The organism is Chitinophaga eiseniae (assembly GCF_900167135.1).
Lineage (GTDB): Bacteria > Bacteroidota > Bacteroidia > Chitinophagales > Chitinophagaceae > Chitinophaga > Chitinophaga eiseniae.
In genome coordinates this window covers 329569-349395 of the sequence record NZ_FUWZ01000006.1, presented here as the reverse complement: position 1 = coordinate 349395, position 19827 = coordinate 329569, and the positions used below count along the sequence as shown (strand labels likewise).

Sequence of the window (19827 nt, the reverse complement as noted above, 5' to 3'; positions counted from 1 at the left end):
GGGCCGTTGCATGCCGCACCGCCGCATCGTATAAGGGTAACAGTTATAGGGTTGTCTAGATAGTTAAAAAGACGAAAATATGGGTGACAATATTTATTTTACACTGTTATTGATCTAACGTATCATGTCATATCAAGCTATATTAATACCTGCAACCTATCAACTTTAATCAGCTATATACTGTTTTCAATGAAAAAATGGTCCCTTGTACTTATGATAAGCGCCATGACGCTGGGCGCGCGTGCGCAGGAGCAAGAAACGCCCCGTTTCCGGATCGTGGTGAACGGCGGCTACAGCTACCGCGTAGGTAAACTGCCCTCCGGCTTCTCCGGAGAAACCCGCGATTATATGAAAAAACTGAAATCCGGTTTTAATATAGGCGCAGATGTTCAATACTATTTTAATGACTCATGGGGCATCGGGCTCAAATACCTGCGGTTCCAATCTTCCGGAAGCGCTGTTATCCCTGTGGAAACGCCTACGGACTACGGACGCGCCGCTACGTCGGATAACATCGGCATCAGTTTTTACGGTCCTACTTTTCTGGGACGCGTATATACGACAAATGACAACAGCCAGGCGTTTATCATAGGAGCGTCACTGGGATATATGCGATATAAGGATAATGGTAAGGTAGCCACCTACCCGGTGGTGATTACCGGAGGCACAGTAGGCTCCGGAGTAGACGTTGGTTACGACATCCGGATCGCGCGTAAATTATATGCAGGCGCCCAGCTATCCTACTTTGCCGGAAGCTTAAGTAAATACACCATCGAACAGGGCAACCAGACAACGACGAGAGACTTAAAAGACGATGAAAGAGAAAACCTGTCGCACCTTAGTATATCTGCAGGGCTGCGGTTCCACCTTTAATCTGTCTCATTCCTTATACAATCCCGATATAGCCCCTCTACTCGTTCACCAAATGTGAGACGTTGCCAATTGTTCCTTATCTTAGCGCTTATGCTTACAGAAATATTAATCAATCTATTTGAACGGGACCTGAGCCGGTTGGAAGATGAAATCACCGCTTATGAAACCGAAGAGGCCATCTGGCGCGTGCCGGAAGGCATTAAGAATTCCGCGGGTAATTTGTGTCTGCATTTGTGCGGCAACCTGCAGCATTTCATTGGCGCCATATTGGGTCAGTCAGGCTATGTAAGGGAAAGGGACCGTGAGTTCAGCGATAAAAATGTGCCGCGGCAAGACCTGTTAGCACTGGTGGGCGTTACACGTCGTGTAGTGCTGACCGTTATCGTCGGGCTGACACCCGAAGTGATGGCCAGGCAATATCCTGAGCGCGTGCCGGGAGACATGACTACTGACAGTTTCCTGGTACATCTGTACGGGCATCTGAACTATCATCTCGGCCAGATCAACTATCACCGCAGGTTAACGCAATAGCCTATGCTACAGCCAACGTTTGCGCAGCGGCTGCTGCAGGTGTACCAGCAGCTGAAAATGCTGATATGGCCGTTTATAGGACTGGTGACCATCGTGTTGATGCTTCGTAGTATTTACAGCAGGGAAGAAGTCTACTTTTATGTCAACAGGCTACATACCAGCTGGGGTGACTGGTTCTTTCCCCGCATCACTGAACTGGGTAGTACCGGGGCTTGTGTGGTGCTCACTGCATTGCTGTTTTATTTTAACAAGCGACAAGGTATTGTACTCGCGGCAGCTTACCTGTTTAACTCCATGGTAAATTTCGCATTGAAATTTATGGTGGCATTTCCCCGGCCCAGCCGTTTTTTTTCGGAAAAGCTGCACGACATTTACTTTGTGCCTGGCGTAGAGGTACTGGATAACTTCAGAAGCTTTCCTTCCGGACACAGCGTGTGTGCCTTCACTGCAGCCACCGTGTTCTCCTACTATGTAAAAAATAAATACTGGTCGTGGTTGTTTCTGTTGCTGGCAGCAATGGTGGCCTATTCCCGGATGTATATGAGCCAGCATTTCCTGGAAGATGTGACCGCAGGCGCCACGGAAGCTGTACTACTGACGATGCTGTGGATTACCCTGATAAAAGATAAAGCCCCCGCGAATTAACGGCATACAACACCACAGACAGATGACGAATGAGATACCATATGCATCCGTCATCTTTTTTATGCCTGGTTGTCCAGCAGAAGTATCTGGTAAAGGAGGCCCGGTTTTAGTTCCGCTGGATCTATTCCGCCAGTATGAGGTGGGGGAGGCGTTATGTTATGATAGTAATGGGGAGCCGGCGTGTAACGCGCCCAGAGAATTTCGTAACCGATGTAGATGGAAGTCCCGTCCCCTTGTACATGATCTGCGTGACCCAGCCGCCGCTCATCGCCGGGCGCCAGGTTTTCGATAAGGCGTATGCTGCTGGTAGTGCCCATCGGCGTACGTACGATCTGTCGCATGGCAACTGTCACAAAACGATGTGTAGATACATTACGGACGTTACGCAGATAACGTGAAATAGTAAAAGCACTGTCTGATATACCGGTGATGGCAACATCTGAGATGGCATCGTCGCCCTGTGGCGGCGCAGGCAGCTGCGGGACAACAGGAAAGGAAAAAAGGCCGGCTTTATAGACGGCATATGCTATTGTACAGACAATCAGAAAAGAAAGGGTCAGGACAATGTACATAAATGGGTTATGGTTAAATCTTGGTCGTCAAATATACTACGACTTGATTCCCCAAATGTAAATCCGATGTTAATGCATCGTTATTTGATAATATTATTTTCAGGATAATAGATATAGAATTAACGGTACGGCTTTTTTAACAGGATTAACAATTGACTCACAAAAAAAACAGAAAGAAACCCCCAATTTTGCCTGACGTTTTTTTAGGGTGTTTGTAACCTTGTGCTGTCTTTAGTTTTACGTATCATTAAGTGTCTGTATTACCCCTATTTTTATGAATACTGGTTGTTACCGCTTCCGCATAAACGGTGTTACGTTCTATGTGTGCCGGTGACCGGGAGAGTACCGCTATGGCCGGTAAGCTGCCTGTATGATCACGTATGTAGCAGCGTTATCGGCCATATAGCGATACTTTAGCCAATAACAGAGGATCAGGTATGACAGTAAAAGCATACTATCAAAGTGTTGTGCCCCTGGAGGGCTACTCCCCGCCGCGGTCCGTCGTTTTGGACAGGATCATCTCAGCGGTTTGTTTCGTATAGCGGTTATGGAAGATAAACGTGATCACCAACCCCAGTACGCAACCTGTCAGCACTGATATAACACGTCCTACAGCAGTATCCCATAAATGTGCTCCCGCTTCGTGGGTCATCACGATGATCGTAGCTGCCAGCGCAGTGCGGGTCGCCGCTTCCAGGCTAAACAGATTGCAGAGCACTACGGTAATGCATACTGCAATACTCATCGTGATCAACAGGTTGGGATGAAACAGCAACAACAGGAATCCAGATATCGCCCCAATCACATTGGCCTTAATACGGGTCACCGCCAGCGTAAGAGCGTCGGAGCCATCCGGCGATAATACCAGCATCACCGAAATTAACACCCATACCACATCCTGGTAGTCCAGCAACCAGGACAGGAATAAAACCACCAGTACGCCACTGACACATTTGGCAGCGTAGATCAGTATCCGTTGTATGCGCGCGCTGTTCATCATATCGCAATGTTAGGACTTTTGTCACATATACCGCTAAACATATATATAGCGGATTGAAGTTTAGTTTACCTACCTTTGCGCCTATTTCGTTAACCAACTGATAACCATGAGACTACGGAAATTATGCTACCTCGCGGGGCTCATCGGGTCATTACAGGCCTGTATTAAGGATGCACCCATGAACCCGGAGGCTGACATTGAAAAGGTAACCTTCGACAAAAGCCTGATGACAGGTGATGTATTCATTGACCAGGCGAATGGCCTGATTATGCTGTATCTGACGCCCGAAGCCTATGAAAAAGGAATTGCGCCTCAACTGACACTTTCCTCCGGCGCCAGCGTTATGCCGGCTTCCGGCGATTCCATCCGCTTTAACAGTACGGAAGTACACCAGTATGTGGTAACGTCGGCCGACGGGCACAACAAAAAGACCTACAAGGTGGTAGGCGTAAACATCGGGACCTGGAAATGGGACTTCGAAAAATGGATACAGAACGAAGACTATGGGTACCAACATCCGATCGGCGACGAAGATAGCGCCACGGTTTGGTCTTCCGGTAACCCCGGGATTGCTTTTTCCGGTGTAGGTGAAGACCCGCAGGCATATCCGCTGAGGACCACCACAGATGCCTACCACGGAAAATATGCCGCTGAAATGGTGACCCGTGAAGGTACTGTGCTGTCTGGCTGGGTAGGGATTAAACTCTTTGCCGGTTCCCTTTTCCTCGGTGTATTTGACATCGAAAAAGCTTTCGCCCACCCGCTGGAAGCTACCCAGTTCGGGCAACCCTACCGCGGTGAAGCTGTGCGGTTTACAGGATACTATAAGTACCAGCCCGGTCCTAAATACCAAAACAAAGCAGGCGACATCGTCCCCGGCATGATAGACTCCTGTTCTGTCTATGCAGTGCTCTACACCGGTACCACCCGTCTGGATGCCACCAACATCCATACCTCAGACAGGATCGTGGCCACGGCTGCACTGCCGGAAGGTTCTGCCAAAGCCAACTGGACACGTTTTGATCTTCCTTTTGTCATGAAAAGAAAGGTTAACTATGACGAAAAACTGATGATGGCCATTGTTGCCTCCTCCAGTCAGTACGGCGACAAATACGAAGGCGCTATTGGCAGCCGCCTCGTACTCGACAGCCTGGAAATTGTTCACTAACAAAGATTTGACATTCACTCATGAATATAAAAGTAAAAGGCCTGATGGCCGCGTTGTTACTTACAGCCGGACAACTTTGCGCCCAACAAAACGACCAGAAAGAAACCTCCTTCACCCCGCATCTCGAACACCGGATACTGGCAGGATTTAACTTCGGCGCCACTGCACCGGTAGGATTACCGAATACTATCCGTAAAATCAATAGCTACTGGCCTGAATTCAGCCCGTCGCTGGGATATGAACTGGGCTACCGTATCACGCCGAAATGGGGAGCTGCCATTGGGGTAAAACTCGACTACAAAGGAATGGGCACCAAAGACGAAGTCATGTACTTCCCGACGATCATCAATACGAAAGACGGCGGTACTTTTTCGGGCACCTTTACCGGTAAAAACAAAACGACGGTACGTAACGCTTATGTCGCATTCCCCCTCAGCGCTACCTTCACACCCAATAGTAAATGGCGCTTCAGCCTCGGTGGTTACGCCGCCTGGCTCTTCAGCTCCAACTTCTATGGCCATGTGTCCGACGGCTACATCCGCAGTGGCGGTCCCACCGGAGAGAAAGTGATCATCGACCACGCAACTTTCGATTTCGGCACCGACGTGCGCAAATTTGATGTCGGCCTTCAAGGTGGCGCCCTCCGCAAGGTAGGACGCAAACTGGAAGTGATGGGTAATCTCAACTGGGGACTGAGACCCGTGTTCCCGGATGAGTTTAAAGGACTGGATTTCCCGCTGTATAATATCTACCTGACATTGGGTGTGGCGTATAAAATCTAACGCTCGCGGGTTCGCGGAGTTTTCTCGCAAAGCACGCAAAGGAGCAAAGAACGCAAAGATTTTTTTAAGTTTAAATAAGAAAGCAAAGGAGCGAAGATCAAATCGATTTGATCTTCGCTCCTTTGCTTTCTCTGCCCGCTTATATTTTATTCTTTGCGCTCTTTGCTCCTTTGCGTGCTTTGCGAGAAAACTCCGCGAGCGTTAGTACTTCGCCGGTTGACCCGCTTTCGGCAGCGACTTCCGGATAAACTCGCGGATATCCTCGTTGCCCGTGGCCAGGTCATCTTTCCGCAGATACATCATATGCCCGCTGCGATAGCCTTTCCAGGACAGTCGGCTTTTGAGCCGTCCGCCGGGGTCGAGCTGCCACATGCTGTACTTGGCGTTGAAATAGTCGCACGCGCCGTCGTAGTAGCCGGACTGTATCATCACATGGAGGTAGGGATTCGCTGCCATCGCCTGCCGCAGGTTTTCGCCGGTCCTGTCATTGCTGCGGTCCCAGGGATGTACCGGGCCAAACATCATATACTTCAGGTCTGTGCTGAACTTCAGCTCATCATGCAGGTAGATGTGCATAGCAGGTGTAAAGGCGTGCAGCCAGGACGTCAGCTCAGCATTGTAGTCAGGAGACCCGCCGGCGTCTTCCCTGTCCTGCCCGAGGTAGCGGGAATCCAGGCGGCCTACGGTATAACCGCGGTCACGCAGCAGTTCCTTCCAGAAGAAATCAACGGGGATGTTGAGGTTATGCTGCATAATAACTTTCTCAGAAAGACCGGAATAGCGGGCCATACGCGCGGCGATATCTTTTCTTTTCTGATCGTCGAGGAAACCACCCTGGCTGATGGCCGGTATCAGCTCCTGGATAGTGAAGTTTTCCACTTCCGGCAGCATAGCGGTAAGGTCTTTCTGTTGCAGGTCTGCCGCCAGCGCTTTATGGAACCAGGCAGTGGCCGCAAAGTAAGGGAGCGATAGTGCCTGGTCTACCGGACCGCTCCGGGCAATACCCAGATCGGTAGGGGACACCAGTATCACACCGTTGAGATACATCCACTGGGCGTTCTGCAATTCCAGCGCAAGGCCGGACGCGCGGGTGGTACCGTAACTTTCGCCGATCAGGTATTTGGGAGAAGCCCAGCGGTTGTGACGGGTCACGAACGTGTTGATCCATTCGGCCAGGTATTTGATATCGGCATTGGTGCCGAAAAATTTCTCCCGTGGCGCATCTTTATTAATCCGTGAATAACCGGTGTTGGCCGGATCAATATAGACAATGTCTGCAATGTCGAGGATAGACTGTGGGTTCTCCCGGATGCCGTAAGGTTGTATGGGATATCCTTCGTCGTCGATGTTCAGCAGGCGAGGGCCGGTATAGGCGATCTGCATCCATACGGAAGGGGTGCCGGGACCGCCGTTGAAGGAGATGACCAGTGGGCGGGAAGCACGGTCTTTTACATCCGTCCTTTCATAGTAGGTGTAGAAAATCCCCGCTACGGGCTTGCCGTCCTGGTCCCATACAGGCTGTGTACCGGCAATGGCTTTGTAGGGAATTTTCTGTCCTTTAACCGTAACATCGTGGTAGCTGGTGACAGCAGTGTCCGGGTTGAGGGAGAGTACCGGGTTGGCGCCGGTAATCGCTGCTTTGGGCGCCTGTTGCGCCTGTACTGCGGACGACAGGCAGGTAAGGCCGGCCATGAACAAAGGCATCCAGGCCTTGTTGAATACGCTCATAATTAGATCAGATATTTGGTGATAAGCTGTTGTAGCATGCTATTTATAACCAAATATCCGGAAATCCAAACCGGTCATCCCTTTCCTGTCTCCCGCAGCTGGAAGTCGGACGGCCGTTTGCCCACCAGCTTAAAAAAAGTGTTGCTGAAGGCGGACACGCTGTTGTAACCGGTATCCCAGGCGATCTCGCTGATGGTTTTCTCCGTTTCCAGCAGATAACCCATCGCCCGGATCATACGCGCCAGTTTCAGGTACTGGAAAAAAGAGATGTCCATGGTGGAGCGGAACAAGCGGGTTAACGTACGCTCGCTGATATTGAATGCAGTGCTGATCGAGTCAAGCGTCAGCGGTTCGGCCAGGTTCTCATTGATATAACGCAGCACCGGCTGCAGTCGCTTATTATCTGTGGTCGGCAGGTTAATCGGCAGCGGCGAGGTACTGATGTCCGGTAGTATCTTTTTAATAGCTTTTACGAACCGATAGCCATTGGAGCCTGGCATTACGTCCTTGTCCCATTTGGTGGTGTACAGGATCATTTCCAGCAACAGGTTGTTGACCGGATATATGCCCGTCTGACGGTAAAAAGGCTCCTGCTCATCATCCTCATCCCGGAAAAAATAGATGGTACGGACAAAATTAGCAGGGTACCGGTGCGCAAAGTAATGCTCCACACCCGCAGGCACCCACATGTAATGCCGCGCCGGCAGGAAATACGTCTTATCCCGCGTATATAAAAAAGCCACACCCCCCTCAACATAGGTGAGTTGTCCTTTGTCATGCTTATGGAAAGGAAAGTGATGCTCCGTTTTCCAGTGCCATATGTAGGCGGACTCCGGTATCCTGTCCACCTGCTCGAGAATCAGTGCTGGTTTAAATTCTTCCATTTGGCCGGATTTAGCAAATTAATGGCAATTTATAACAAATAATTTAACCGGGATGAACTGAACTTTGCAGCTTCATCAGATTAAATATGTCTTCAATCAGTAAGAAATGGCTTGCGGGAATAATGCTCTCTGCATTATTGGCCGGCAATACAGCCGTTTGTCAAAACCCTGAGCAGAGCCCCCTAACGTTAACGGATGTATGGAATAAGGCTGCCGTGTATAACAAACAACTACAGATGCAACAGCTGCGGGTGGCCGGCGCACAGCAGCAGGTAAAAGCGGCACAGGACGAACGACTGCCGGAGATAAAGGCCAGCGGCTCCTATTCCAGGGTATCCAACCTGCCAATGTACGAAAAGGGCATCTTCAACACGCCCACACAGTTCCCGGTCGTGCACCAGTCGTATTCCGCAGGCGCCGACGCTTATCTCAATGTATACAATGGCGGAAAAACATCCCGCGAAATCATGGTTAAACAAACAGAGAGCGAGCTGGCAGCCGAACAGCGTAACATGACCAACGCGGAAATAAAATACAAAGCGGCGGCATACTACCTCGATATATACCGTTACCGGATGTACGAAAAAGTAATGCTGCAGGATATCCGTGACAGGGAGAAAGAACTGGAGGAAATCAGACAGCTCCTAAAGAACGGCGTAGTGCTGAAAAGCGATGTATTGCGCGCGGAACTGAAACTCTCCCAACAGAAAATGACCCTCCTGGAAATCAGGAACAGTCTTATCATCGCGAACCAGCGGCTCAATATTATGATTGGCCAGCCAGACAGCATCAACAACCACTTGGCGCTGGATACCCTCGCCATGGCGGCCATGCCGGAGAAAGACTACAACAGCTACCTCGCGGAAGCCTGCGAACACGCCTTCGCCTTTAAGATTTCAGAAAAGGAAACAGCGCTTAGTGAGCTCAGGCTCAAAGCAGTAAAGTCCAATATCCTGCCTAAAGTAGGACTGTTCGCGGAATACTCCTACGCCTACCCGCAGATCCTGTTTTATCCCTATGCCATCAGTCTGTATGGCCTCGGACAGGTAGGCGTGAAAGCCGGATTGCCCATATCTGCCCTGTATCAGAACAGGCACAAAAAGGAAGCGGCAAAGATAGACCTGGAACGACAGGAAATAGAACACGCCGATACCAAAGACAAAGTCAGGCAAGAAGTACGGGCCGGTTATCTCCGTTATACCGAAGCGCTGGAACGTATCCGCGTGGCGCAGGAAAATATTCTCCAGGCACAGGAAAACTTCCGGATCGTCAACAATACCTATTTCAATCAGCTGTCACTACTGACAGACCTGCTGGATGCGGAAACACAGCTGCTGCAGTCCCGCTTCGATCTCACCAACGCGGAAGTGACCGCACAACTACAATACTATCAATTATTGAAAGCAACAGGCAACCTTTAATATATGAGCAACACACACACGAACACGAATACGAACAAAACAGACAGGATGATATCGAGGATCACCACCGTGGTTGCCTCCATTGTGGTGATATGTCTTGCCATATGGGGCATAAGAACGCTGTTGCACCAATGGAAATATGAAGAAACCAACGACGCCCAGGTCGATGAATATATAAATCCCGTGGTGGCGAAGGTCACCGGTTATGTGGAATCCATCCGCTTTGAAGAAAACCAGGAAGTGAAGAAAGGCGACACCCTGGTAGTGATAGACAACAGCGAATATGCCGCCCAGCAGCAGGAAGCCGATGCGGCGTTGCTTAATGCCAAAGCACAGGTGAGCGTTGTCCAGAGCGGGGTGACCACCTCTTCCGAATCGGCTAAAGTATACCGGTCCCAGATTGCCGCGGCCAAAGCAAAGCTGCGCAACCAGGAACAGGAATACGATCGCTATAAAAAGCTCTATGACGCCGAATCAGCTACCAGACAACAAATGGAAAAAGTAGAAGCAGCGCTGGCAGTAGCCCGCTCTGAATACAATACTGCCATAGACGCCTACAATGCGGCCCTCGCCAAAATCAACGACGCCCGCGTACAACAGAACGCCCTGGAAGCCGAAATCAAAAGAAGGGAGGCGGTCGTGAAAAACAGGGACCTCACGGTGTCCTATACGGTGATCACAGCACCGTATGACGGCAAAATGGGACGTCGCACCATCCAACCAGGTCAACTGATACAGGCCGGGCAAACGCTGGCCTATATCGTAGACTGGGAAGCCGGGAAATGGGTGGTCGCTAACTTTAAAGAGACGCAGATCCGCCACATGTTTATCGGGGAAACAGCCAGCATCGTGGTAGATGCTTTCCCGGGAAAGACGTTCACCGGAAAAATAGAATCCCTGTCCGGCGCCACCGGCAGCCGGTTTTCATTGCTGCCGCCGGATAATGCGACCGGCAACTTTGTGAAAATAGCTCAACGTATTCCCGTACGGATACGGCTAAACGGCAACCCGGAAGAACTGAAAGCCCTTTCGGCCGGCATGAGCGTCAACATATCTGTATCTAAAACCCGCCGGTAATCATGCGTAAAGGCAATCGTATATTGAGGTCATGGGCGCCGGAATGGCTGGTCAGGCTGACGATCTTCCTCGTCCTGTTTCCTACCGTCATGCTGTTTGCGCTGTCAACGGCCAACATCAACGCGGCAACAGGGTTTTATGGCGTAGAACCGGCAGACATGCAGTTCTCCATGCTATTGTATTATGCTGCGCTGGCCAGCTTCACCCCCCTGGAACGCCGGTTCTTCAGCCGTGTTTCCACCAAAGAGTACTTCCTGATATGCCTCGTGCTGCAGGTGCTCATCAGCTATGCCTGCTATCATACCCGCACACTGCCTGTGCTCTTCGCCTGCCGGTTCCTGCAGGGGATGGTCAACTGCGGCGTTACAAGTATCTGCCTGACATTGCTCTTCGGGAGGTTAAAATCAGAACATGCAAGGGAAACAGGATACACCATCTTTTACTCCATGATCCTGTGTTCAGCCTCGCTCACCTCCCTGGTGACAGCCCCGCTGGTAGATAACTACGAGTACAACGTATTGTACAAGATGATCATCTACACTTTTGTGCCCGGTGGGATACTGTTGCTGCTGATGATGAAAAAAGTGCACCTGGTGCGAAAAACACCGTTGTACCAGCTGGACTGGGCCAGCTTTTTCCTGTACAGTCCCATGCTGATACTGATCGCCTATGTGGTCACTTATGGACAGCAATATTATTGGTTGCAGGATGATACCATCGTATGGAGCCTCATCTGCATCATATTCCTGGCCATTGTGTTTGTGACGCGACAGTTGGTCCGCAAGCGGCCTTTTATACACCAGGAGGTATTTCAGTCGAGGGCTTTCGTGTTCGGTATTTTCCTGATTGGGATGTTATATTTAATAAGAGGGGCTTTCTCTATTACCACTACCTATTTCTCTGCGGTGCTGGGGATGGACCCCATCAACCTGTATGAGCTGCTGATCTATAATATCATCGGCATCATTATAGGAGCGGTTATCTCGGGGCGGCTGATCATTAAAAAACGTCCGTTACAGTTTATCTGGCTGGCAGGTTTTTCCCTGTTGTTATTATTTCATGGCGGGATGTACTTTTTGTTTGCCTCCGAAGCAGATATGAATACCTTTATTATACCCCTGCTGTTACAAGGTATGGGGGCCGGTATGGTGTTTACGCCAATACTGTTGTTTACCATTTCTTCCGTACCGGAAGCCCTGAGCCAGTCGGCGGCAGCGGTGGGTGTATTTGTCCGCTTCGCTTTTTTCGGTATCAGTACGGCGCTGATAAATTACTTTTCCCTGTTTTATGCAGGGACACATACGCTGCGGCTGACAGACCACATTTCAAGGGCGGACAATGGCCTGGAAGACCGGTTGAAGTTATACCAGTCGGCCCTGCACGCCCGGGGAATGGAGCCAGACATGGCGGGCCATGCGGCTACGGGGTTACTGGACAAGGCCGTGAAGAAACAAGCCTTTCTGAAATATGCGATGGACTATAATGAACTGGTCGTTATGCTGATCCTGGGGGTAATGCTGCTTATCATTATGGCGCCGTTTATTAATCGAACAATTATTGACGTTAAATCCAAACAGCCCGCTGCGGCTACATTCTAGGGTTACAGTACTGTGTGAGATGAAAAAGTGTAATCAACTGATTGTGATAACGATATGGCTTACAAAAGAAAAGACGCATGAACTGCGTCTTTTCTTTTTTTGATGATTTTATGTGGATGCTCTTACGGCATCAGTTCTTTCAGTTTTTTATCGAGATCGCCGCCTTCGAGTTTCTGGGCGATGATTTTTCCTTTCGGATCGAGGATGAACAGGGTTGGCAGCACCTGTACATTGAACGTATTTTTGGAGACCTCGCTTTTAGCGTCATGAGCTTGCGGCCATGGGTTGTTTTCATCTTTCACCGCTTTGAGCCATGCGGCCTTGTCACGGTCGGTGGAGATGCTGAGGATCTCAAAATTTTTGTCTTTGTACTGTGCATACAGTTCACGCATGTGTGGGAAAGAAGCGCGGCAGGGACCGCACCAGCTGGCCCAGAAATCGATCAGCAGGTATTTCCCCCGGTAGTCGGAGAGTTTCACTGCTTTTTCTACTTCGTTCATCAGCGTAAAGTCGGCCGGTGTGGCGCCATTGGCGCTGAGTTTACGGGCGGCTATTTCTGTTTTAATGGCTTCTCCTTCCCGCAGTGCTTTGATGCCTGGCGTAAGGCGTTCGTACAGGGTGGTCAGTGTTTTGCTGTCCAGAGAGCCGCTGTTGCGTTGTAAGATCACAGCTGATGCATAAGACCCCGGGTGCTTGCTTACATGACGTTGTACCAGTTTAGCGGTGGCTGCTTTCTCCATGGTTTCCATGTCGGTAGCTGCGGCAGCATTGGGATTTTTGCCGTAAAGACTTTTCATCACATCCTCACCATATTTCTGCTTCATAGCCTTTTCTATTGTTTCCCACGCCTTGTCCTGCTCAGCGGAGAAGGCGGCATATACCTGTTGAGCAGCGCCGTCCACAGAGGAGTAATGGGTGCCATTGCTGTCTATCGTAGCGACTACATGATAAGTACCGGGCTTGTCGATCAGTATCGCCTGCGGCGCATAACCGCCTCTTACCTTTGAGTCATGGAGTGAGGCAAACAGCAGGCGGTAGGGCGCCTCAAAGGGCACTTCACCTGAGAACGTATTGTTGACCACATTCATGGAGTCGTAGCGGTCCGGGTTACGGGAGTACATATCCATACGGTTGTAGCCACGGGTGTCACCGACTACGGTACCTTTTATGACAACAGTCTTTTGCTGTGCATAGGCCCCTGTGCTTAAGGCGGTGAACAGCAGCAGGATACGGGCGCTTGTTGTTATTTTTTTCATATTGACAGATTAAATGGTTGGCATTGTAAGTTAATTTATCCCGGACGGTTGCGTTAATCCCATTCCGGATTTTGTTTCAACTCCTTTCCAGCCGGGTACTTATTAAGCACATCTATCGGGATGGGGAACAGGTACATCTTCGGCGCCACAAACACCCTGTCTTCGATTTTTGTGCGGGTGTAGGTACGTTTACCGTTAACAACGGTGATGACCATGCCATATACCGGCTGACCGATGATCTGCGGGCCTTTGTTCCAGCGGCGTACATCTGCCCGGCGTTGTCCTTCAAAGGCCAGTTCCACCGTCCTTTCCCGCTCGTATTTATCCCAGGTCATTTCCCCCGCAGCGATCGTTGGCATACCAGCGCGTACCCTGATCAGGTTCACGTAAGTACGGGCCTCTTCTGTATTGCCCATTTTCAGTTGGCACTCTGCATAGTTGAGGTAAATTTCACCCAGCCGTATGATGACCGCGTTGTTAAGGTTAGGATTGGAGATGTTCTTCAGGTCATAAGTGGTGTCCAGGAATTTTTTGAGATAGTAGCCTGTCGGTGTGCCGCGTTCGGCAGGGTTGGCAGCGCTGCCTTTCTGCAGGTCCAGTATCTCCCCGCGGAACAGCATACCGTCATACAACACGCTGCTGTACAGACGCGGGTCGCGGTTGTCGTAAGGATGTTCGGGATTGTAGTACGGAGACTCGTTCCAGGGTTTACCGTCTTTCATCAGGAATGCATCTACGATGTTCTGGGTCGGATCATTAACGCCGCTGGCGAAACCGGTGAAGTTGCGCGGATACTCATAATCGTTCAGGTCATGTTTTTGTTTGCTTTGCAGGCTGCCAAACTGTTTGTCAAAAATAACCTCCACATTGTTGTCATTGCCTGGTTGGAACATGGATTTAAAATCCGGGAACAGTTTGTACTGGTTCAGGTCCATCACCTGTTCGGCGGCGGCGGCGGCACGCGGATAGTCCAGTTCATTGAGCAGCAGCCGGCATTTCAGGGCATAACAGGCGCCTTGTGTGGCGCGACCTGTCTGTGCCGGATCGGAATATTTGGCGGGAAGGAGAGTGGCGGCTGTTTCGAGGTCTTTCAGGATGAAGTTCACGCATTCCTTGGCGGTAGCACGCGGAACGGCCAGTTCATCATTCAGTCCTAATGCTTTTTCAATGATAGGAAATGCGCCAAAGTGCGCGTAGATGTCCATATAAAACAACGCACGGAGGAAATATGCTTCTCCGCGCATCCGTTGCTGCAGAGAAGGGCTGAACGGGGCTGACTGTAGCTGTTCCAGGAGCGTGTTGCATTTGCGGATGCTGGTATAATTATCGGTCCATACCTCGGAGAACACGCCGGTAGCGGAGTTGTATTGCCCGAAGTTGACCAGCTGTGAATTCAGATAGGGGCGGTTGGCTTCGCCTTCGTCGGTGTAGCTCATCGTCAGGGCATCGCCGGCTCTGTCATATTCGGTGATAATACCAGAATAGATGTTTGCCACGTAAAGGTTTACGAGGTTACTGTCTTTCCAGATCACTTCATCGGTGAACTTGTCCAGCGGTCCTTTGTTCAGGAAATCCTTCTGGCAGGCTGTCAGACAGTAGGCCGCGAGCAAAAGGAGAAATATATATTTTTTCATGATGACTGTTATTGGTTGGTTACAGTTGAATGTTGATGCCGGCATTGTAGCTGCGGATGATCGGATAAGCTACGGTACCGTTGGCTGCTGCTTCCGGGTCTATTTGTTTTAAGCGGCTGAAAGTGAGCAGGTTGTTACCATTAAGATAAACTCTTACTCCTTTGATACCTGCGAGGCGCAGCCACTGGGCGGGCACGTTATACGCCAGCTCGGCATTTTTCAGACGGATGAAAGCCGCATTGCGTAACCAGAAGTCGGATTCCTGTGTATTGTTGACATAAGCGACAGACAGGCGCGGGAATGCTGCATTGGGGTTATCCGGTGTCCAGTAATCTTTATGTATCTCCTGGGCATGACCGTCAGCATAGAACGGGAATGAATAAGTGCCATATACATAGGCCATTACATTACCATTTCCCTGCCACAGCAGGTTGAGTTCAAAACCTTTGTAGCGGCCCCCCATGGCGATACCATACTGTATTTCGGGATAACCGCCGTTGTCGGTGATGATCTTGTCGTTGTTGGTGATTTTACCGTCGCCGTCAATGTCCACATAGCGGATATCACCGGCAGATACGGTAGGGTACAATGGCTTAGGGCCTTTCTCTACTTCATCCTGTGACTGGTACAGGCCATCTGACACGAACTTCGGTTTAGGGCTGATGCCATTGAGCTTGATCGCTACCGGTTTGCCGGTCAGCCGTTGCCACTCCGGGATGCTACTGGCCTCCGGATAATAAACCATTTTGTTGCGCGCAAAGGTGATGTTGGGTTTTACGTAGTAGGTAAATTTACCTGCGTTACCATTGTAACCTGCGCTGATTTCGAAGCCACGGTTGTCCACGATACCTGCGTTTTCCACCGGCAGGGTGATACCGATAACATCCGGAACGGCCTGCGCACGCGGGGCGAGGATATCTTTGGTGCGTTTGTAGAAGTAATCTGCGGTAATGCTGATCCGGTTATCCCACAGCTGCATATCGAAGCCAATGTTGCTCATCACCGCTTTTTCCCAGGTGAAGTTAGGGTTAGGCAGTACATTCAGCCGAAGGCCCTGGTAATACACCGGGTTGATGCCTCCGAAGGAATAACCATGGCTTACACCATAAATATCTGTACCTACAAGACTGTAGCTGGCGAGGAACTGGTAAGGATCTACACGGTCATTGCCCAGTTGGCCCCAGGAACCGCGCAGTTTAAGATAATCGACCAGTCCACGCTGCGGGAAGAAGTTTTCTTTGGAGATCACCCAGCCGGCGCCGATGGAAGGGAAGAAGCCAAAACGGCCATCCCGGGGGAAGATGTCAGAGCCATCATACCGGAAATTCATCTCCAGCAGGTATTTCTGTTGGTAGTCGTAAGTGAAACGGCCTACCACCCCTTGCCTGTACTGACGGCTGGCGGTGCCTTCCACGGCTGTATTGGTGGGATCTGCAGCGTTCAGGATTTCCAGTGCTGATGACACGAAGTTTCTGCCCGTAGCGCCAAAGTACCGCTCGTTGAAAATCGTTTGCGTATAGAGCACCATTCCACCTACGTGATGATCTTTGAAAGAACGGTCGTAGTTCACGGAGAATTCGCTGGTAGCGTAATAGTTCTGCCGGTTGTTCTCTGTCAGTTCAGGTGCAGTTGGCGCGTTGTTGGCCTTCTTCATGTTGCCGGCATTGTCCATAGTATATAATGCATATGGCTTGGCGAAGCTCCGGAAGTTGATTATGTTCCTGTCGTAAGCAAAGGTTCCCTTCACGGAAAGACCTTCTGCAAATGGCAGCTTATATTGTAACGACATGGTCCCGTTAAAGGTGTTACCGCTGTTTTGTCTGTAGCCGTCTTCTCCGCGGGACTGCTGATAAATATTGCCCCTGGCGGCGGGAACAAAACCATAAAGGCCGTTACTGTATTTGTTGGTATAATACGGTGGGCTGGAAATAGCTATTTTCATGATAGTGCCGCTGGTGGCACGGGCGTCCCTGCTGTCAGACATAATGCCAGCCATTTTAACGTCAAACAGCAGGCCTTTGGCGATCTCTGACTGGAGGCTGCTGCGCACGTTATACCGTTTGTAGGTCACCATCGGGTAGAAGCCACCTTCGTTGTTGTAGCCTGCGGAAACAAAGTAGCGCGTCTTTTCATTGCCACCGCTCACAGACAGGTCGTACCGCTGCTGTACGGAAGTGGGAGCAAGGATATCATTGTACCAGTCCGTGTTAGGGTGGCGGTCAGGGTCGCTGCCGGTTCTGAACTTTTCCAGTACCTCATCGGTGTAACCTTTTCCCACGGCGGGATTGAAGCTGTTCTCATTTTTAAGCGCCACATTGTACATACCTGCATACTCATAAGAACCCAGTGGTTTAAGTGCCCTGGTCTGTTGCTGAACTGTCAGGTTGCCGCTGAAGCTAATGGACGGTTTACCGGATTGGCCGGCTTTGGTCGTCACGAGGATCACCCCGTTGGCTGCCCTGGCGCCGTATACGGCGATAGCAGAAGCGTCTTTCAGTACGGAGATGGTTTCCACGTCTGTTGGGGCCAGGTCGTCCAGGCTGCGGTTGGGAATACCATCTATTACCACCAACGGTTCGGAGTTGTTGGTGGTGCTGATACCACGTACATAAAAAGTAGATCCTTTGCCGGGAGCGCCGTTGGCTTTGGAAACAAAGAGACCTGGTACGCGGCCGGACAGGGCGTCGGTGACCCTTGCTACGGGCGCTTCCGTAATTTCTTTGCTGTTGACCGTAGCCACTGCACCAACTATTTTGGCTCTCTTTTGTTCACCATAACCTACCACCACCACTTCTGTCAGTTCTTTGGAAGATGCAATCAGCTTCACGTTTACGGGTGCAACACCGGAGGCTGTTACCTCTTGTGGGGTATAACCCACGCCACTGATCATCAGCTTTTTATTGGCGGCATTCGGTATTTTGAAGACGCCATCAGCATCCGTATAGGCGCCGGTGGTAGTGCCAGCCACCTGAACGCTGATACGTTCGAGGGGAGCGCCTTTATCGTCGGTGACACGTCCTCTTGCTGCGGACAAGGTGGCCGCAGGGAGGGATGAAGACTCGTCCTTTTTAGTCTCATTATCAGCAGTCAGCACATGATTGCTTTTGTCTTTGTTGACGGTAATGGCGTAGTAGTCCTTTTTAATATAAAGGAACAACAGGCCATTGGGATAGAGGATAGCTTTCAGCTGATCTTCTACGCTCTGACTGCCGGCTAGATCGGGGTTAAAGGAAGTGTACTTTTCGTTGGCCAATGTTTTGTCATAGACAAAAGTGACACCGTATTTCTTTTCCAGTTTTTTTAATGCCGCATCTACGGTCATTTTTTCCTGTCGTTGTTTGCCGGCTGGTACGGTTTGCTGCGCCATGGCCCTTTGCGGTAGGGTGGTGGCGTTCAGGCAAAGCAATACCATTCCCATAGGGAAGAATAAGACTTTCCTCATCGTTAGTTGGTTTTATGATTTTGGTTAGCGTCGCGCTAGTCCTTGTTTAGCATACAGTCGGGGAATGGTGGGTGCTCCGGACTGGATGGTTGGTGTTTGATGATTGTTTGTAATTTTTATTTTCGGTTACTGAAATACATAGTGTCGTTCTTGCGGCTGATTTGTATGTCAAGTACATTGGAGATAATAAAGAGAATGTCTGCTTTGTTCTCCAGGTATATAATGCCTTCTATTTTCCTTTCTTTTATCTTTTCATCGTTCACCACGATTTTTTCTCCGTAGTTATTTTCCAGAATATCGATGATGTCGGACAGGGGAGCGTCTGTTAATGTGAGCTTACCCTGTGTCCAGCTGGTATAGCTGCTGTCGGCTTTTGAAGCGGCCACTTGCCGGGCTTGTGCGTCATATTCCACCAGATCGCCAGGGGAGAGGACCCTGCTGGTGCGCTGTGGATCATGAAAATCGACACGCACTTTCCCTGATTGCAGGAAAATAGCGGTATGGTGTTTTCGTTGCTTCAGGTCAAAGGTAGTACCCAGTACGGTTACATCAGCATCCGCGGTGTGTACGACAAATCCGGCTGCTTTTTTATCCGGATTTACACGGAACCAGGCCTCCCCATGCAGCCACAATTCCCGCAGCTGTCCGTTCAGGGAGCGGCGGTATTGCAGGGTGGAGTTGGCACGCAGCGTTACCAGGGAGCTGTCGGGAAGCACTACCTGCCTGATTTCCCCGAAGGCGGTAGACACTTTTAACGTTGTTTGCTGCCGCCAGATATAAAAGGCGGTAGTACCTGCTACTGCCAGCAATCCGGTCCAGATGGCGGCACGGCGCCAGGTAAATACAGCGTATAGCCGTCGGCGTTGAACGGGTGATTGCCGGAGTTGCGCGATGTTGCCGGTAAACCTTTGATATGACTGCGTTACCATTTCTTCAGTGGGTACGTGTTCCACAAACCGTATCTGTAAAAGCAGTTGCTTTGCCGTTGTTGCAGTAGCGGCATTTTCCGGGTTGGCCGCGGTCCAGCTTTCCCATCGGGCAGTCACCGTCGGATCTTGCTGTAATGCCCATCTCACGAAAGAAGGATCACCCAGCAAGGCTGTTACACTGTATTTTTCATTGTCCGGTTTATCGCGCTGCATCCTGTTTTAGCTGTTTACTGATATATATAAGTCGGCATAGGGAGATATTACCCCATGAAAACGAAAGTTTTTTT

General features: G+C 50.3%; 16 protein-coding genes. 8 read left to right on the top strand and 8 right to left on the bottom strand.

Going from position 1 to position 19827, the window contains the following annotated elements; all coding sequences use genetic code 11:
• Positions 1–189 precede the first annotated feature (189 nt).
• The 3 genes from B5D63_RS30485 to B5D63_RS30475 all read left to right on the top strand — a co-directional run bounded on the left by B5D63_RS30485 (position 190) and on the right by B5D63_RS30475 (position 2049).
• Entirely contained in the window at positions 190–873 is a 684-nt protein-coding gene (locus B5D63_RS30485; RefSeq protein WP_078672657.1) for an autotransporter outer membrane beta-barrel domain-containing protein, read from the top strand.
• Positions 874–963: 90 nt separating this feature from the next.
• Positions 964–1404: a DinB family protein gene (locus tag B5D63_RS30480; RefSeq protein ID WP_078672656.1), complete on the top strand. Its 441-nt coding sequence runs from the start codon at positions 964–966 to the stop codon at positions 1402–1404.
• Between the two features lie 3 nt (positions 1405–1407).
• Entirely contained in the window at positions 1408–2049 is a 642-nt protein-coding gene (locus B5D63_RS30475) for a phosphatase PAP2 family protein (protein ID WP_078672655.1), read from the top strand.
• A 59-nt stretch (positions 2050–2108) separates the two neighbouring features.
• On the opposite strand, the gene B5D63_RS30470 is transcribed toward B5D63_RS30475, so the two are convergent.
• Entirely contained in the window at positions 2109–2621 is a 513-nt protein-coding gene (locus tag B5D63_RS30470; protein ID WP_078672654.1) for a hypothetical protein, read from the bottom strand.
• 481 nt (positions 2622–3102) lie between these two features.
• Entirely contained in the window at positions 3103–3621 is a 519-nt protein-coding gene (locus B5D63_RS30465; RefSeq protein ID WP_078672653.1) for an FUSC family protein, read from the bottom strand.
• 106 nt (positions 3622–3727) lie between these two features.
• On the opposite strand from B5D63_RS30465, the gene B5D63_RS30460 reads away from it, so the two are divergent.
• Entirely contained in the window at positions 3728–4789 is a 1062-nt protein-coding gene (locus B5D63_RS30460; protein WP_078672652.1) for a PCMD domain-containing protein, read from the top strand.
• Positions 4790–4809: 20 nt separating this feature from the next.
• The gene (locus B5D63_RS30455) at positions 4810–5571 is read left to right on the top strand and encodes a porin family protein (RefSeq protein WP_078672651.1); all 762 of its coding nucleotides are present in this window, start codon (positions 4810–4812) and stop codon (positions 5569–5571) included.
• Positions 5572–5772: 201 nt separating this feature from the next.
• Here the strand turns inward: B5D63_RS30455 and B5D63_RS30450 are convergent, their stop codons facing one another.
• Both B5D63_RS30450 and B5D63_RS30445 read right to left on the bottom strand, forming a co-directional pair.
• Positions 5773–7299, bottom strand: a complete 1527-nt coding sequence (locus B5D63_RS30450; protein WP_235021669.1) for a S10 family peptidase — start codon at positions 7297–7299, stop codon at positions 5773–5775.
• Between the two features lie 74 nt (positions 7300–7373).
• Entirely contained in the window at positions 7374–8183 is an 810-nt protein-coding gene (locus B5D63_RS30445; RefSeq protein ID WP_078672650.1) for an AraC family transcriptional regulator, read from the bottom strand.
• Positions 8184–8269: 86 nt separating this feature from the next.
• Between B5D63_RS30445 and B5D63_RS30440 the strand changes: the two genes are divergently transcribed.
• Genes B5D63_RS30440 through B5D63_RS30430 form a run of 3 tightly spaced genes read left to right on the top strand, consistent with a single transcriptional unit; the run spans position 8270 to position 12279 of the window.
• Positions 8270–9604: a TolC family protein gene (locus B5D63_RS30440; RefSeq protein ID WP_078672649.1), complete on the top strand. Its 1335-nt coding sequence runs from the start codon at positions 8270–8272 to the stop codon at positions 9602–9604.
• Positions 9605–9607: 3 nt separating this feature from the next.
• A complete protein-coding gene (locus B5D63_RS30435; protein WP_078672648.1) occupies positions 9608–10681 on the top strand; it encodes an HlyD family secretion protein in 1074 nt (357 codons plus the stop codon).
• 2 nt (positions 10682–10683) lie between these two features.
• Entirely contained in the window at positions 10684–12279 is a 1596-nt protein-coding gene (locus B5D63_RS30430) for an MFS transporter (protein WP_078672647.1), read from the top strand.
• 122 nt (positions 12280–12401) lie between these two features.
• Here the strand turns inward: B5D63_RS30430 and B5D63_RS30425 are convergent, their stop codons facing one another.
• The 4 genes from B5D63_RS30425 to B5D63_RS30410 all read right to left on the bottom strand — a co-directional run bounded on the left by B5D63_RS30425 (position 12402) and on the right by B5D63_RS30410 (position 19753).
• Positions 12402–13535, bottom strand: coding sequence for a TlpA family protein disulfide reductase (locus B5D63_RS30425; RefSeq protein ID WP_078672646.1), 1134 nt, complete (start codon positions 13533–13535; stop codon positions 12402–12404).
• Between the two features lie 53 nt (positions 13536–13588).
• A complete protein-coding gene (locus tag B5D63_RS30420; protein WP_159456224.1) occupies positions 13589–15169 on the bottom strand; it encodes a RagB/SusD family nutrient uptake outer membrane protein in 1581 nt (526 codons plus the stop codon).
• 19 nt (positions 15170–15188) lie between these two features.
• Positions 15189–18611: a SusC/RagA family TonB-linked outer membrane protein gene (locus B5D63_RS30415; protein WP_078672644.1), complete on the bottom strand. Its 3423-nt coding sequence runs from the start codon at positions 18609–18611 to the stop codon at positions 15189–15191.
• Between the two features lie 116 nt (positions 18612–18727).
• Entirely contained in the window at positions 18728–19753 is a 1026-nt protein-coding gene (locus tag B5D63_RS30410; protein WP_078672643.1) for a FecR family protein, read from the bottom strand.
• Positions 19754–19827: the final 74 nt, after the last annotated feature.

Excerpts from the sequence above, each read along its gene's own strand:
- B5D63_RS30485 (WP_078672657.1), top strand. The coding sequence starts at position 190 with ATGAAAAAATGGTCCCTTGTACTTATGATAAGCGCCATGACGCTGGGC.
- B5D63_RS30480 (WP_078672656.1), top strand. The coding sequence starts at position 964 with ATGCTTACAGAAATATTAATCAATCTATTTGAACGGGACCTGAGCCGG.
- B5D63_RS30475 (WP_078672655.1), top strand. The coding sequence starts at position 1,408 with ATGCTACAGCCAACGTTTGCGCAGCGGCTGCTGCAGGTGTACCAGCAG.
- B5D63_RS30470 (WP_078672654.1), bottom strand. The coding sequence starts at position 2,621 with ATGTACATTGTCCTGACCCTTTCTTTTCTGATTGTCTGTACAATAGCA.
- B5D63_RS30465 (WP_078672653.1), bottom strand. The coding sequence starts at position 3,621 with ATGATGAACAGCGCGCGCATACAACGGATACTGATCTACGCTGCCAAA.
- B5D63_RS30460 (WP_078672652.1), top strand. The coding sequence starts at position 3,728 with ATGAGACTACGGAAATTATGCTACCTCGCGGGGCTCATCGGGTCATTA.
- B5D63_RS30455 (WP_078672651.1), top strand. The coding sequence starts at position 4,810 with ATGAATATAAAAGTAAAAGGCCTGATGGCCGCGTTGTTACTTACAGCC.
- B5D63_RS30450 (WP_235021669.1), bottom strand. The coding sequence starts at position 7,299 with ATGAGCGTATTCAACAAGGCCTGGATGCCTTTGTTCATGGCCGGCCTT.
- B5D63_RS30445 (WP_078672650.1), bottom strand. The coding sequence starts at position 8,183 with ATGGAAGAATTTAAACCAGCACTGATTCTCGAGCAGGTGGACAGGATA.
- B5D63_RS30440 (WP_078672649.1), top strand. The coding sequence starts at position 8,270 with ATGTCTTCAATCAGTAAGAAATGGCTTGCGGGAATAATGCTCTCTGCA.
- B5D63_RS30435 (WP_078672648.1), top strand. The coding sequence starts at position 9,608 with ATGAGCAACACACACACGAACACGAATACGAACAAAACAGACAGGATG.
- B5D63_RS30430 (WP_078672647.1), top strand. The coding sequence starts at position 10,684 with ATGCGTAAAGGCAATCGTATATTGAGGTCATGGGCGCCGGAATGGCTG.
- B5D63_RS30425 (WP_078672646.1), bottom strand. The coding sequence starts at position 13,535 with ATGAAAAAAATAACAACAAGCGCCCGTATCCTGCTGCTGTTCACCGCC.
- B5D63_RS30420 (WP_159456224.1), bottom strand. The coding sequence starts at position 15,169 with ATGAAAAAATATATATTTCTCCTTTTGCTCGCGGCCTACTGTCTGACA.
- B5D63_RS30415 (WP_078672644.1), bottom strand. The coding sequence starts at position 18,611 with ATGAGGAAAGTCTTATTCTTCCCTATGGGAATGGTATTGCTTTGCCTG.
- B5D63_RS30410 (WP_078672643.1), bottom strand. The coding sequence starts at position 19,753 with ATGCAGCGCGATAAACCGGACAATGAAAAATACAGTGTAACAGCCTTG.